At 38.2% G+C, this 15,118-nt stretch carries 15 protein-coding genes; 3 read left to right on the forward strand and 12 right to left on the reverse strand.

Features of this window, described 5'->3' with window-relative positions:
- The 3 genes from ACQ334_RS03790 to ACQ334_RS03800 all read right to left on the reverse strand — a co-directional run bounded on the left by ACQ334_RS03790 (nucleotide 1) and on the right by ACQ334_RS03800 (nucleotide 2,506).
- Complete coding sequence (locus ACQ334_RS03790) at nucleotides 1-1,440, reverse strand: serine hydrolase (protein ID WP_430986838.1); 1,440 nt, start codon at nucleotides 1,438-1,440, stop codon at nucleotides 1-3.
- A 39-nt stretch (nucleotides 1,441-1,479) separates the two neighbouring features.
- Entirely contained in the window at nucleotides 1,480-1,878 is a 399-nt protein-coding gene (locus ACQ334_RS03795; protein WP_430986839.1) for a VOC family protein, read from the reverse strand.
- A gap of 199 nt (nucleotides 1,879-2,077) precedes the next feature.
- A complete protein-coding gene (locus tag ACQ334_RS03800) occupies nucleotides 2,078-2,506 on the reverse strand; it encodes an SRPBCC family protein (protein ID WP_430986840.1) in 429 nt (142 codons plus the stop codon).
- 132 nt (nucleotides 2,507-2,638) lie between these two features.
- On the opposite strand from ACQ334_RS03800, the gene ACQ334_RS03805 reads away from it, so the two are divergent.
- Nucleotides 2,639-3,640, forward strand: coding sequence for a GlxA family transcriptional regulator (locus tag ACQ334_RS03805; RefSeq protein ID WP_430986841.1), 1,002 nt, complete (start codon nucleotides 2,639-2,641; stop codon nucleotides 3,638-3,640).
- Between the two features lie 42 nt (nucleotides 3,641-3,682).
- Here ACQ334_RS03805 and ACQ334_RS03810 read toward each other — a convergent pair whose 3' ends face one another.
- The 7 genes from ACQ334_RS03810 to ACQ334_RS03840 form a co-directional block, all read right to left on the reverse strand.
- On the reverse strand, nucleotides 3,683-4,270 hold the full coding sequence (locus ACQ334_RS03810; RefSeq protein ID WP_430986842.1) for an acyl carrier protein: 588 nt from the start codon (nucleotides 4,268-4,270) through the stop codon (nucleotides 3,683-3,685).
- Nucleotides 4,271-4,315: 45 nt separating this feature from the next.
- Nucleotides 4,316-6,133 (reverse strand): glycoside hydrolase family 13 protein, encoded by a 1,818-nt coding sequence (locus ACQ334_RS03815; RefSeq protein WP_430986843.1) that lies wholly within the window; start codon nucleotides 6,131-6,133, stop codon nucleotides 4,316-4,318.
- 237 nt (nucleotides 6,134-6,370) lie between these two features.
- Nucleotides 6,371-6,721: a hypothetical protein gene (locus tag ACQ334_RS03820; RefSeq protein WP_430986844.1), complete on the reverse strand. Its 351-nt coding sequence runs from the start codon at nucleotides 6,719-6,721 to the stop codon at nucleotides 6,371-6,373.
- A gap of 288 nt (nucleotides 6,722-7,009) precedes the next feature.
- Complete coding sequence (locus ACQ334_RS03825; RefSeq protein WP_430986845.1) at nucleotides 7,010-7,618, reverse strand: hypothetical protein; 609 nt, start codon at nucleotides 7,616-7,618, stop codon at nucleotides 7,010-7,012.
- Nucleotides 7,619-7,888: 270 nt separating this feature from the next.
- Nucleotides 7,889-8,170: a hypothetical protein gene (locus tag ACQ334_RS03830; RefSeq protein WP_430986846.1), complete on the reverse strand. Its 282-nt coding sequence runs from the start codon at nucleotides 8,168-8,170 to the stop codon at nucleotides 7,889-7,891.
- 213 nt (nucleotides 8,171-8,383) lie between these two features.
- Nucleotides 8,384-9,307 carry a hypothetical protein gene (locus tag ACQ334_RS03835; protein ID WP_430986847.1) on the reverse strand — a complete coding sequence of 308 codons (924 nt, stop codon included), beginning with the start codon at nucleotides 9,305-9,307 and terminating at the stop codon, nucleotides 8,384-8,386.
- A 205-nt stretch (nucleotides 9,308-9,512) separates the two neighbouring features.
- Nucleotides 9,513-10,772, reverse strand: a complete 1,260-nt coding sequence (locus tag ACQ334_RS03840) for an aminotransferase class I/II-fold pyridoxal phosphate-dependent enzyme (RefSeq protein WP_430986848.1) — start codon at nucleotides 10,770-10,772, stop codon at nucleotides 9,513-9,515.
- Between the two features lie 266 nt (nucleotides 10,773-11,038).
- Between ACQ334_RS03840 and pafA the strand changes: the two genes are divergently transcribed.
- Together pafA and ACQ334_RS03850 are read left to right on the forward strand one after the other, a co-directional pair.
- A complete protein-coding gene (gene pafA, locus ACQ334_RS03845) occupies nucleotides 11,039-12,676 on the forward strand; it encodes an alkaline phosphatase PafA (protein ID WP_430986849.1) in 1,638 nt (545 codons plus the stop codon).
- 70 nt (nucleotides 12,677-12,746) lie between these two features.
- Complete coding sequence (locus ACQ334_RS03850; RefSeq protein WP_430986850.1) at nucleotides 12,747-13,148, forward strand: hypothetical protein; 402 nt, start codon at nucleotides 12,747-12,749, stop codon at nucleotides 13,146-13,148.
- A gap of 28 nt (nucleotides 13,149-13,176) precedes the next feature.
- Here ACQ334_RS03850 and ACQ334_RS03855 read toward each other — a convergent pair whose 3' ends face one another.
- Together ACQ334_RS03855 and ACQ334_RS03860 are read right to left on the reverse strand one after the other, a co-directional pair.
- Nucleotides 13,177-13,740: a cupin domain-containing protein gene (locus tag ACQ334_RS03855; RefSeq protein WP_430986851.1), complete on the reverse strand. Its 564-nt coding sequence runs from the start codon at nucleotides 13,738-13,740 to the stop codon at nucleotides 13,177-13,179.
- A gap of 56 nt (nucleotides 13,741-13,796) precedes the next feature.
- Complete coding sequence (locus ACQ334_RS03860; protein ID WP_430986852.1) at nucleotides 13,797-15,080, reverse strand: vanadium-dependent haloperoxidase; 1,284 nt, start codon at nucleotides 15,078-15,080, stop codon at nucleotides 13,797-13,799.
- Between the last annotated feature and the right edge of the window lie 38 nt (nucleotides 15,081-15,118).

A 15,118-nucleotide genomic window follows, 5' to 3' on the forward strand; every position in this document is an offset into this window, starting at 1 on the left:
CTATTTCCCCTCCAGTTCTTTTAACCTGTTTTTTGCCTCCTCATATACCGGTGTTATTGCAAGTGCTTTTTTATAATAACGGATAGCTTCTTCTTTTTTATTCAGTGCTGCATAAATATTACCCATGGTTACCATTACAAGGTCCTTATCCGGAAACGCAGCAACATTATTTTCAGCAATTACTTTTGCATCTTCATATCTTTTAAGATCGTATAACTGTTGTGCTATAAAATTCATCGAGATCCAATCAATATAATAATGAGCCGTATCAGCTTTCATTTTTTTATATTCCTCTGTAGCTTTAGCGGTGCCTGATTGTTGAATATACATTTCCATTTTTTTGTGTACCGGCTGTTTCAGGTTAACAGGCTTATTGTACAACACTTTATACAAATTATTGGTGATGCCAAAAAAATCGGTCGGCGAACTATTGCAGAGTATTGCCACAAAACTATTGGTAGAAGGAATGCGGCGAATAAAAGAAATAAATCCTTCTGTCATGCCCAAATGAAAATTTGAAGCCACACTATCAACGGGGGTGTATTTAAACTGTTTATTAAACCAGCCATAGCCATATTGTGCTGCTTCAATACCGGGAGTGAACATTTCAGTCGTCAGCTCTTTATTAAGTAAACTGTTATCGGATAAAGCCATATGAAATTTAAAAAGGTCTTCCACCGTTGAATAAATATCTCCCGTGCCCATCGTGTTCGACTGGTCCCTGAAATCGGAACTGGTATAGCCACCAAAACTATAATCATAACCTGTTGCCCTGTTGGGTACAATCTGCGTATGATAATAAGAACCTGAATTAACCATGCCGTTTTTTTTAAAAATATCATCGGCCATTAGTTGAGCGTACGATTTATTGGTCACTCTTTCCATGATATAACCCAATGTAAAATATCCCCAGCTGCTGTACGCATAATGAGTGCCGGGTATAAATGCAAGGGGAGAATCAATAAACACTTTTATATACTCTTCCCTGCTGTAATGCTGGCGGCTTATCCTTGGAAAAAAGTCTTTTATAATATCGTAATTCGGTAGGCCAGATGTATGGCTCAGCAGTTGCCTGACGGTAACTTTTGCCGCCGGTTTATTTTTAAATTCAGGTAAATAATCATCAATCGTTTTATCTAAACCTATTAAACCTTTTTGCACCTGTATCAACATCAATACGGCCGTTAAAGGTTTTGAAACAGAACCGATCATAAACTTCGTATCTGTACGGTTAGGAATATTCCATTCCCTGTTGGCTAAACCAAAAGCATCTTTGTAAATGATCTTTCCGTTATCAGCAACCAATACAGCACCATCAAACATGTTATAGTTATGATAGGCTTTCATGATTGCTGCCAGCTTATCTTTTTTATTTTGAGCAAATATTACTGGCCCTGTAGTGAGGATGAAAAGCAGGAGGAACATTTTTTTTGAATTCATATGCACTTATTTAATAGTAGCCATTCACGTAACCATTTGTTATATTTTTTTCTGAATCTGCCAATAATGCCCGAAAGGATCTTTAATAGTTCCCTGCCTGTAACCGTAATCATAATCCTGTGCAGGGTTTATTTCAGTTGCTCCTGCTTTAATGGCATTCTGCATCACAGCATCCACATCAGCAACAAACAAACCAATACAAACTGTGCTGCCATTATTTTTATCCGGAGAAAAATAAGAGGCACTTGCTGTTACTTCATGAAGGTGAAATATGGCTCCTTCAATCGAAAGTTCTGCAACGTGAATACTTCCATCATCGTTATTAAAACGCAGTTGCTCTGTTGCGCCAAAAGCTTTTTGATAAAACGAAATATCTTTTACGCCGTTGTTGATGAAAAGTTCAGGCGCAAAAAAGGTTTTCTTGTCTTTTGCGGTCATATTTTTTTCTTTAAATAATTGAAAAGACGTAATACTATCAGTTACACTAAATGATCAAACCGCCGCAGGCGGTTTGAAAATATTTTATTGAAGTTAAGCATTAAAATACACTGGTGCAAGCGCAGGAAGGAGATAGCTGGCGGAACAAAAGTATGGGTACGGGAGAATAGGAATAGCGAAAATATATTTTAATGAATCTCTATTGCAACTTGTGCTTAAGATTTTCCATGTATTTTGTCCATGCACCTGTGCAGGAATCATAACATTCAATCTGTGGCACGAGGCCGTCGTGGGTAAATGTTAGTGTTGTTTTATTTCCTTCGGCGGCAATATCAAAACTGATCCTGGTATCAACCCATTCAGCAGGATCACTTAAAAAACTAAGGTTACTGTCTGTTACCTGCCAAACAATCTTTTTGTTGGGTACAAGCTCCACTAATTTTTGTTTGGAATAATGAGCGCCGCCACCTGCGTTAAAAGTAAACTCATCATTAAGTTTTTTGTTTTTACCTTTTATGGTTTCTTCATACAAACCTGTCCACCATTGTTCAATATCCAACAGTAATTCAAAAATGGCTTGCGGTGTTTTTGAAGAAGTGAAACTATTGGTATAACTGCCTTTTCTCATTTTTTTTATTTTAGGTATTTTAAATGTATCCTGCAAAGCTACTGTCTGTATATTACTTTAACGGGGTGCAAAATGGACTTTCTGATGGGTTGTTTTGGACAAGCTGTTTTTATACCTTTATCATAAAAAACGATGAAGCATTTAACAATCCTGGTGCCCGACGGAGAAGGGAATAACCTCAGCAGCATAGTAGGTGCTTATAAAATATTTACCCGGGCCAATGAATATTGGTTGCAGACAGAAGCAGGGAAACAAAACGGTAAGAAGCAATTGTTCCAGGTGGAAGTAGCAGGCATATCAAAAAAAGTGGAGTATTATGATGGTTTGTTTTCGGTAAAGCCACACAAAAATATTGCTGCCATTGCAAAAACCGATCTCATCATTATTCCCTCTTTAAACCACAATTATCAAAAAACAATTAAGCAAAATAAATTGATGGTGGACTGGATTGAACAACAATACAGGCATGGTGCCGAAATTGCCAGCATTTGTACCGGTGCTTTTTTACTGGCTACCTCTGGTTTGCTGGATGGAAGAAGCTGCTCCACACATTGGTCTGCTGCAGATAATTTCAGGGCACTGTTCCCCAAAGTGAATTTAGAAACGGATAAGCTGATCACTGATGAAAAAGGAATATATACTAACGGTGGTGCTTATTCTTTTCTTAATCTTATCATTTACCTGGTGGAGAAATACTACGACAGGCCAACAGCTATTTTTTGTTCTAAAGTATTCCAGATTGAAATGGACAGGCAAAGCCAGTCGGCATTTATTATTTTCCGTGGACAAAAATTGCATGACGATGAAGTAGTGAAAAAGGCACAGGCCTATATTGAAACTAACCTGCATGAAAAAATATCTGTTGAAAATTTATCCACCCGGCTTGCAGTAGGCAGGCGTAATTTCGACAGGCGTTTTATAAAGGCAACCGGCAATACACCTGTGGAGTATTCGCAACGTGTAAAAATTGAATCGGCAAAAAAATCACTGGAGACAAGCCGCAAAACTATTAATGAAGTAATGTATGAAGTGGGTTACTCAGATGTAAAAGCATTTCGTGAAGTATTCAGAAAAATTACAGGTATATCGCCGCTGGAGTACAGGGGAAAGTATAATAAAGATGCAGTGGTGTAGGAGAAAGCGTACAATTGCAACAGGCTTATTTTTTGTACAGTTTTAGTCGACACCTAAATCGTCAGTAAATATTTTTTCGATCCCGATTTCAGAATAGTCTACGCCAATTTTGTCTACGGTAATTCTCATAATGGCAATATAGATTTCATACTTTGATTTGTACTCTATTGCATGGGCATTGCTGTTCAGATTTTTTGCAAGAGTTATGTCTATAAACTTCTTCCAGGTGATCTTGTTAAAATCAATATCATCTATTATTGTCAACCACCGTTTTACATTTTCCAAAATTGGATTGCTGTTTTCAGGTTTAAAATAGATACCAGGCAATTTTAAATGTAATTTGCTTTCAATCGCTTCGATTAAGGCTTTGTCCCGGGTATCTAAATTATCTGCCACTTTGCTGCTTATTAAGAAGTCACCGGAATCTTTTCTGTGGCTTTGTAATTCAATTTTGAATAATGAGAATGTTTTTTCCCTTAAGGTGAAGTCATAGGATTTAATGCCAAGAATATTTGCTACACAGTCTACGAGCTTACCAACGGTGTAAGCTTTCTCCGCTTCACGGTCCGGGATGGAGATAGAAAAATGCTTTTCTACTTCCATTATTAATTCAACGCTGTCGAGTCCCATAAAAATTACTAGGGTAGAAGTTTATGAAATTTAAATCTGTTGTTGTCATTTATTGCCCAGCACTACAACATCCATTGCATTTACATTAACCTGGTTGCCGGCAGCTGAGTGGGTAAACAAATTTTTATACCGCTGCTTTTTTAATTCAGGGTTGGTGAATGATAATGCTTTGTTGCTGCGGTTAATGATAACGATCACTTCTTCGTTGCCCAGTTTACGTGTGAAGGCATACAATTTTTTTTCATCATCAATAGCTAACGTATTATAGCTTCCCAGCTTAATGGATCTGTATTGTTGACGGAGTCCAATGAATTTTTTGTACCAGTCAAACAGATCTTTGTCAAATACCACTTCATCAGCATTGTGTTTGGTTTGATCGGGATTAAAAGTTTCCGCATCATATTTTTTATCGGGCCACAACATTGGTTTACGGCAGTCAGGATCGTTGGCGCCCCACATACCGGCTTCATCACCATAAAAAAACATGGGGGCTCCTAAGTAAAGCATCTGAAAAGCTACTATCAGTTTTTGCTTTTGTCTTTGTGCTGCTGTTGGTTTCTGTGCATTATAATTTTTGTTGTTACTCTTCTGGCTCCAGCCAAAATATTTCCCCCAGTCACCAAACTTTTTACCATCGGGATTTACTACGGCACTTGCAAGTCGGGTGGCATCATGACTGTTCATCAGGTTCTGCATATTTAAAGCCACATCTTCGCCAAAAGCCTCCCGTAATTCTTTCAGCTTTCTGTCAAACTCTGTAACTGTTGAAGCAGTGGTATCCTGCACAAAAAAATCATGCATGATAAAAGCAAAATTGTAATTCATGGTAGCATCAAATTCATCGCCCTGCAAATACGGCCTGGTCTTGTCGATAGGGTACACCAGCTCCGCTGTTAAATAAGCATTAGGATTAATACTGCGAACCCATTTACGCCAATCTTTCCAAAAAGGATGGCCAACATCATAAGCCACATCCAGCCGCCAGCCATCAATACCATAAGCTACGCCTTTGTTCATCGGGTTCATCCAGCGCATGGTGGAATTAAAAATGTATTGCTTCGGGCCTGCAACAATACCGGCACTGTCTTCTTTTAATTCAGGTAATGTTTTTACACCAAACCATCCGTTGTAATCAAACTTTGTACCTTTCGCACTGTCACGCCAGCATTTTATTTCAAACCAGTCTTTATATTCAGATGCCTCTTGGTTTTTCACCACATCCTGGAAGGCAAAATTCTTTACACCTAAATGATTGAACACACCATCAAAGATGATGTACATTTTTCGTTTGTGTACTTCTTCAATCAATTTCAACGCCAGCAGGTCGGCCTTTGTCCATACCCATGTTTCGGGCTTCAGCGGATCTTCTTTTTGCATCATGGCTATATCAGCTTCCGGGTCGGGGCCAAAAGTGGGATCAACATGATGATAACAAAGTGCATCATATTTATGTGATGAAGGCGACCAGAAAATAGGCGTCATGTATATTGCATTAACACCTAGCGATTGTATGTACCCGAGTTTATTAATTACACCCTGCAGGTCGCCACCATACCTTCTCCGCTGCAGATTGTAATAAATATCTTTCCCGTTTTTCTGTTCGTAGGGTTGCAATTGATACCAGTCACTTGTCCACGGATGAATCTCGAATGGGGAAGTATCATCAAAGGGATAGGCTCCGTTCTGGTCCCTTACTTTTGGGTCGTTAGTGGGGTCTCCGTTGCTGAATCTTTCCGGAAATACCTGGTACCATACCACGCCTTTGCTCCATTGGGGCGCAAGATTGTTTTGTGCCGCAACCGGTAAGGTATTGGCTAAAAGTATTTGAACTAAAAGAAGGGTTGTGCATATTTGCTTTTTCATTTTCTTAGTATTTGAAACGTACTGTGGCAGGCGTTGTTTGTAAATTAGAATTGTGTTTGCCATTGCTGCTGCTGAGTGAAAATATTTTGTTGAAGTTAAGCATTAAAGTACAGCGATACAAACGCAGGGAGTTGCAGGAGTTGTTAAGGAAGCAGGGTGTCCGGAGGTTAAAGTATGTTGTAAAGTCTTCAGAAAAATTACAGGTATGTAGCTGTTGTAATACAGGGTCACATCACTTTACCATCCAGGTCCAATTTTTTCATTGGGTTCTGGTTCTATTATTCTCATATCATTTAAAGCCATAGGATCTTCACCTTTTTTTATTCTTTTATGCATGTCCAATAGCATTGTTAAAAGAAATATGATTCCTTCATATTGATCACCTTCTTGTAGTTTCAGTTTTATTAATGCCTTTTGCGAAGCTTTCCAGAAGTAGTCACGGTTTTGTGGTGCAAAAGTTCTCAGATCAAAATTGAACATGATATTTTCATCACCTCTGATAAACCCTCCAAATCCATTATAGATATCGCCATTTTCTTCCCCCCGGGTAGACAAATTCTTGCAGGTATGCATAAAAATCTTCCGCATCTTTCATTTCTTTTAGCTCATCTGTTATAAGCGCTAACATATATGCCATCCCTGCCCATCTCCTGGCTAATGTTCGTCCATCTTCAAGTGTCCAAAATGCTGATGCCATAGTGTTTAAATTGTGCCAAATGTTCAAGGCTGCTTTATACAGGGTAGATTTTTTTTTCATCAACCCCGGGAACCGCTGCCGGTAAATTAGTTTAATTGACAGTAAGAGTTAAAACCCGTCCAGGCAAAAATGCTGAAGTTTTATTTGTTTTTATACAGTTCATGTTACCTGCTGGCCTTTTAAGTCCGCTGCTTTTTGCTTTCAATGTTTTTGGTCATTTGTTGGTAGTAAATATCAGATGTATCTGTCCAACTAACTTTAATTTCTTTTTGAGCAAGGGTGTTAAATAATTCTTCAAAATGAGGTCCTTCATTATCGTAATAATCCATTTCCAAACCAAAACAGTAAAATTGATAATCTTTGTCTGCCTTTATTTTTATCCATTTATAATCGTAAGGAAAAAAAGCTATAACAAAAAACTCTGTCACAACATTTTTAATAAGCTTTGATTTGATGTTATTCCAAAACGTTTCTGTCCATTCTTGTCTAAAAATTATTGAATTCATTTTGTCAAATTTGAATACAATATGTTTTTTAAAAAAGGGTAATTTATTTACGATTTCAAGTCTATCGTCAAAAACTCGAATGTCATTATTTGTCAAACCTGCATATAAGTAGCCGATTATAAAATAAGCCACAACAATAATTGTCCACCCTAAAAAAGTAATTTGTGTCAACCTGAAATCTGTTGTCAAAAAAAGAATAAAATAGAAAACTGGTAAATAGCAAATTGTCAATAGAAAAAAAGTGCCTAATGAGTTACCTATTTTACTTTTAAATTCTTGCATAATGTTGTCAAAACTGCTTTAGATTATTAAACAGGATTGAAGTGTTAATGTAGGCTTGCAGGCAACTCTTGTTCACTAATTAATTGAATGGTAATAAAAAAATGAACAAAAATTTTGCTTTAAATACCTGGTCGTAGTTTTAGTATTAAAAATAATCATTAAACAGGTATGCGGAAAATTATTCTTAAGCATTAGAATTCTGCGTTACGAAGGCTGTAAAAATGGTTTACCTTTTTGAGAACTTAGTTGCAGTGGGCTTCGGAAAAACCGTTAGCAGAGCGTTGTTTTAAGAGCCTCAATTCTTTTTTCAAGGTCAATAATGTATTCTTCATCATCCTTATCTCTTGAATTGTTTTCTTTACGGGCTTCATTGAAAATAGTTTCATGACTAAGTTTCAAAGATTTTAAAACATCGGTCCAGAAATTTTTTCTTTCCAGGTCTGTATGACATGGCCCATCTTTTTCATTTTTAAATTTTGAAGGGTCTATAATTAATAAATCGTTATAATTAAAGCCAAGCATCTTTGCTTTGTCTTCAATACTCTCTCGCAAATCCCAATTGTCAAACCAATGCTCACCATAATCATTATCAAGTAAAAAATATCTTCCTATCCAAACGGCTTCATGCCATTCAGTTAAACCAACAGCATCTGCAATTTTTTTTATAATCGTTGGTTATTATAAAGCAATCTAATTCTTCTATATATTTAAAAACTTTAACCATTTTGATGTTTCGATTGATATTCTGCTAACTCCAATGCAATGTTAGCTGCTGTTTTTGTCACGGTTGAGTTGCGCAATTTCATCAATCCCTCTTTTTTCATTCAAATGATTGAAACATTTTTTCAAGTCGTCAATGACTTCTTGTTCAATATACTTTAACTGCTTTTCCCTTTTCTTTTTAAACTCAAACGAACATAAAAAACGTCCCAGCCCTTTTCTGGTCTTATAATTTCTATCAGAATTTAAATAGGCGGATATTATTTCTTTTGTTTCAAATGTTTTAAGTATGTCATTTGACACTTCTTCATAGCTTGGGTATGCTGTCCAAAAGTTATCAGTTCGTCCAAAGGTTTGAAGAAGTGCAATTATTTGTTTCTGCCTGTCGGGAATTTCGATATTGAGGTCATTAATGAGAGAAGTCAGGAAACTGTTGTCAGGATTATTGATTTTTGACCAATACTTTTTAAAAGATTGCGGGGCAATGTCAAGCCATTTTCTTTCAGCTACACGATCTTCCTCCATATTTCTTTTTTCCTTAATTCGGTCTTCTAACGGTTTTGTGAAACCAAGGTCAGCAAGAAACGTTAAGAGGTCGTCGCTTTTTGAAAGTCCTGCGTCTCCATTCCATTTGTGATAGCGAATAGAAACTCCGTGATGAAAACCAATGGTGGCATTGATTTGATCGTCGCTGTATAGTTCAATTGCATAAGTGCCTGAGCACATACAATAAAATCCAGTATTATTTTCGTCTATTGCTAACAGCTCATTAAACTTTTGAATCTTATCTGCTTGTGAAATAATCAATAGGATTTTGTCAGACATTGCCCTGTGCTCATAAACACCGTTGTCCTTAATTACAACTTTGTTAACCCCGTCGAACAGTTTAGCCAATCCCTCATTTGATGGCTTTGGAAGTTTGTTATGTTCCTCCAATGATTTTCTATTTGTCAAGTCTAATGTCGGCATAGAAGGATGGTCTTTAAAATAACAACTAACTCTTGCATTTACGCAACTCTTATCCACCAATCAATTGATTGTTAAATGCGAAATGAACAACAATTTTAATTTATGGGGCTGCTGTTTGTTACTAAATAAAAGTAATGTTTAATCCCTGAAATAAAAAATCCTCCCCAAATCATTGAGGAGGATTCAAAATATCATTCAAAAAAAATTACGCAAAACTTTTCTCCGCCATATCCGGAATATCCACTGCTTTATATGCACCGGCATCCAGTTTCTTTTTGGTGGCTTCAAAAGCCTCTAATGTTTTTTCAATATCCGCATCGCTGTGTGATGCTGTGGGGATAAGCCTGTAAATAATATCGCCTTTAGGTATTACAGGGTACACCACAATGGAGCAGAAGATACCGTAATTCTCTCTCAGGTCCATTACCATTTGCGTTGCTTCAGGTACATCACCTTTCATGTAGATAGGTGTAACCGGGCTGTTGGTATGTCCTATATCAAAACCACGTTCTTTTAAACCACTTTGTAATTTATTTACATTGCTCCACAGTTTTTCTCTCAGTTCGGGCATGGTCTTAATCATATCCATACGTTTCAGCATGCCTTCCACCACTAACAAGGGAACACTCTTAGCAAATATTTGTGAGCGTACATTGTAACGCAAATATTTAATTACCGCTTTTGGTCCGCAGATAAAACCGCCCAGGCTGCCTAAGCTTTTTACCATGCTGGAAAAATAAAGATCGATACCATCCTGGCAACCTTGTGCTTCATCAGCACCGGCACCGGTAGGGCCCATATAACCAAAGCCATGTGCATCGTCTATAAACACACGGAACTCATATTTTTTCTTCAGTGCCACAATTTCTTTTAAAATACCTTGTTCGCCATCCATACCAAACACCCCTTCGGTAATAACTAAAATACCACCACCGTTTTTAGTGGCCATTTCAGTGGCACGCTGTAATTGTTTTTCGCAATCTTCAATATCGTTATGTTTAAAAGCATAGCGATGGCCCATGTGCAGGCGCACACCATCCACAATACAGGCGTGAGATTCTGCATCGTACACGATCACATCACGGCGGTTTACTAACGCATCTATACAACTCACCACGCCCTGGTAACCAAAGTTCAGTAACATGGTATCTTCACGGCCTACAAAATCGCTGATCACTTTTTCCAGTTCTTCATGTTTAGCGGTGTTGCCACTCATCATCCTTGCACCCATGGGATTGCCCATGCCGTATCGGGCAGCTGCTTCAGCATCTACTTTTCTTATTTCAGGATGGTTTACCAAACCCAAATAATTATTCAGGCTCCATACCAATACATCTTTACCACGAAATTTCATGTGCGGCCCCAACTCACCCTCTAGCTTAGGGAATGCAAAATAGCCATGTGCCCTGTCCATATAAGCACCAATCGGGCCACCATCTTTTACTAACTTTTCAAAAACATCCATGTTGATTTATGATTTTTGATTTATGAATTTTGATTTTGTTTTCAATATCCTGGTCTGTGCACTTGATTTGTACTTAGGATTTTAAGAGGAAACAATAAAGAGTAGCTAATGTTCAGCATCCTTTTAATCTTTATTATCCTTCTAAATCCCCGTTCCAACAATTCCGCAAAAATAACGTAATCCCACCAAAATGCATAACATTGGCATAACAATGCAGTGCGGTATAAATCATGTGGTTAAAGATTATCTTTGCCAAAATTGTCATTATGCACAGGAGATATTCCCTTGGTTTTTATTTTGTATTACTGGCGCTTGTTGCCGGGTTGAGTTTTAGTTCTTCAGCACAGGCACCTGCCAAACCAAAACTGGTGGTAGGCCTTGTAATTGACCAGATGCGGTGGGATTACCTGTACCGCTACAATGCTTTATATGGCAACGGTGGTTTTAAAAGATTAATGAAAGAAGGGTTTACTGCAGAAAATACTTTGATCCCTTACCTGCCTACTTATACAGCTGTGGGCCATACCTGTATTTACACGGGCAGTGTACCTGCAATTGCCGGCATTGTGGGTAATAACTGGTTCGATAAAACAACAAATAAATTTGTGTATTGCACCGACGACAGTACCGTAAGTACAGTGGGCAACAATGGCATAGCCGGAAAAATGAGCCCTGCCAATTTGTGGGTAACCACTATTACTGATGAATTGCGGTTGAGCAATAATTTTAAAAGTAAAGTAATTGGTATTGCATTAAAAGACAGGGGCGCTATTTTACCCGCAGGCCATAGCGCCAATGCCGCTTATTGGTATGATGGTGGCAAATGGATCAGCAGTACGCATTATATGACTCAACTGCCTGATTGGGTAAATACATTTAATGCCAAAGATGAAGCCGGTACTTTTATGAGTAAAGACTGGAACACTTTACTGCCGATAGATAAATATGATTTGAGTACTGCCGATGATAAGCCTTACGAGAATATGATCCGTGGAGAAAAGACGGTGGTGTTTCCGCATAAACTTTCTGCTATTGATGCAGGTAATAAATATGAATCTTTCCGTACCACACCTTTTGCCAACACTTTTACTTTTGATTTTGCAAAAGCAGCTATAGAAAGTGAAGGCCTTGGAAAAAATACCGTACCTGATTTTTTAGCGGTGAGTATTTCTTCTACTGATTATGTAGGCCATGCATTCGGACCTAACTCTATAGAAATTGAAGACACTTATTTACGTTTGGATAAAGACATCGAAAGTTTTTTAAATTATTTAGATGCTAAAATTGGTAAGGGTAATTACACCTTGTTTTTATCCGCCGATCATGGTGTGGCGCATATTCCGGCTTTTTTAGAAGAACACAATATACCCGGCGGTACATTTGATGATGCGGATGTGCAGAGAGATTTGAATAAACAGGTAGAAGAAAAACTGGGCGTAAAAGCCGCCATAAAAACAGTGATGAACTACCAGGTGTACCTGAATAAAAATAACATTACTGATGCCGGTAAAACAATGGCTGAAGTAAAACAGTTTGTGATGGATGCTTTAAAAGAAAAAGATTTTATCATTGAAGCAATTGACCTGGCTAAAGTGGGTGAATCATCTTTACCGGAGCCACAAAAAAAGATGATGATCAACGGCTACAATCCTAAACGCAGCGGCGATATACAATTTACTTTTAAGCCCGGTTATTTTGATGGTGGTAAAAGAGGTACTACCCATGGTTTATGGAATCCCTATGATGCACACATTCCCTGCTTATTTTTTGGCTGGGGCGTAAGGCCGGGTAAAACTCACAGAGAAACTTACATGACGGATATTGCGCCAACAGTGGCAGCCATGTTGCATATTCAAATGCCAAGTGGTAGTGTGGGAAAGGTGATTGCAGAGCTGGTAAAATAATTGAATTGAACACACCGCTATTAATTTGCTGAAAGGGAAACGATAAGAACACAATAACAAAAAAGGATTTATGAGAAGAATAGCTTTTAGCCTTTTTCTGCTGGTGTTTTTTGGATGCATGAACAAGCATCATAATTTTTACAATGAATCTGACTATGTGCTTGTAAAAACAGATTCCTTTAATGGTAAGGTTGACAGAGAGTTGTATGTTTATAAATATGATAGTGCAAGAAAAATGCTGATCAACTATTGGGATAATGGCAAAGTAATGGGCAAGGGGTTTTCTTATAAAGGACAGTTAGATGGAAGCCTTAATGTGTATGATATGGATGGAAAGCTTTCTGCAACCGATTCCTTTAGTAAGGGCAAAAAAATATCTTCAAAAGAATTCTTCACCCCCGACACATCAGTTAAAATATTCAGAAATGGTAAAATGGAACCATTTACCAGTATTGATTCTTTAAAGCAATAATCAGCCTGCCCCACATTGTAATAAAAAATCATTTCACTTTCAATGGCGGCCCTGCAATAATCATATCATGATCGGTAAATGCTTTTGCCATTTCTTCTTTTGAAGGTGGCCTGGTCCATGCAGCAGTGGTTTTAAAAAATGCTTCCATCTTTCCTGCAGGTAAATAGGTGACCATCATGCTTGCTTTTTCGGTAAGCTGCACAAAAGCATGTGGTACATTTTTAGGTAGAAAAATAGTATCACCGGCCTCCAGGTAAAATGTATCTTCCCCCACCTGGAAATAATATTTTCCTTCTACAACATAAAACCATTCATCTTGTAAAGGATGAATATGCAATGGCGGCCCGCCATTTAATGTATGGCCTGTCTGTTCAAATACCGCAATGCCTTCATCGGTATCTTTGCCCGAAATTTTTATATCTAAAGTATTTGCAGTTACACCCTTCATGGTGTAATGTTCGCCAAACCTGGCTTCGCCTGCTTTTACTGTAAATCCTTTATTGGTTCTTTCCATAAATTGATTTTTGAATTTTGCAAAAATGCTTATCGGGTACAGGGCTAATGAAGCCAGGAGGAATTTTCTGCGTTGCATAATTGTTGGTTTTATTTTTTACTATATTTAAAATGATGCACTGTGCATGCGGCAGTTTATTTTTCTCTCAGCGAATGATCAAAAATATATTGGCCTATTTTTCTTCCCATGGCTTCGCCGGAATCTACTGCCATACGGAAATGATACCCCACATATATTCTTGATAAAGAAATTTCCCTTGTTGCCTGTGTGAGGCTGGTAAAACTCCTGGTGATGCCCGGTAGCGAAGCACTGGTGGTAGAAAAAGAAATATCATCCTTGCCAAAAAAGTTTTTAATAATGGTCATACCGGCACCACCGTCTGTAGCATGATTGGAAGGGTAATCGGGCACCGGTGGTGTGGGCGCTGCCAGTAAATTCCATGCAGGATCACCAATGGTAACTGTATTACTATCTGTATCGCCTGCACGAACAGCTGTAACCGGCCGCCAGAAATTGTAAAAAAACTTGGCATCAAAGCAACTGATATTGGCATCAGCTTCTGCCATATGCAATAAAGCCAATAGCCGGGCAGCTTTCCATGCGCTTAAATTATTTTGTTTAATAAAAGCTGCAGCGATGCGGTTTAAACTTGCCGGAACATTTTCCAGCCAAAACATTCCGATCTGTGTTTGATCTGCACTTCGGTCGGGGCAGGAAGTACAACCCATTTTTTTTATTTCATTATAATCAGCGGCATACGCGGCACTACTGGTTAAATAAGGGGCACCTACCCTGAATTGTGCTGCTGAAGCTAAACCAAATAGTTTTACTTTTCCCCAGCCTGGCAATAATACAAACCCTGCATTAGGCCCGGCATCAAAAGGTGGGGTAGACCTGTATTGGCCAGGTAAAGTGCCCTGGGTATAGGGATATTGGGCAGTAGTTGAGCCATCGTTGGTACGCATCGTTATCATGACTGTTGCCGCCGATTTTCCCAATGCAATTCCCTGGTCTTTATCAGTACCGGCAGCAATGCTGTTCAGGCTTACATCCAGCAAACTATCGGCAAATGTTTTTTGCGGCGGTAAAAGGTACAGCAATACATCGTGTGCGGCCTGTGCCACCGCTGCATCTGCATTAGCACCACTTACCACTGCATTGTTTAGTGCATAGGTTTCATATTTAGGAATAATATTGTTTAACACATCATGTATGGTTACATTAAGTGTTGCTGTTATCCTCGATTCCAGCATGGGTGGCAAACTACCGGTGCGGCGCATCGCTTCCATGCCTGCATTGTTCCATTGCAAAACCATATTGGCAGATGTGTTTTCTGTTTTATCTGCAGTGTCCTTATTTTTATTGCATGCAATTATTGCAATGCTGCAGGCAATACAAATTGTTAGTAATGATTTCATAATTTTTTATTTAGTGTTTAATAGAATAAAAGTAAACG

The organism is Ferruginibacter sp. SUN106, assembly GCF_050611765.1.
GTDB lineage: Bacteria > Bacteroidota > Bacteroidia > Chitinophagales > Chitinophagaceae > Ferruginibacter.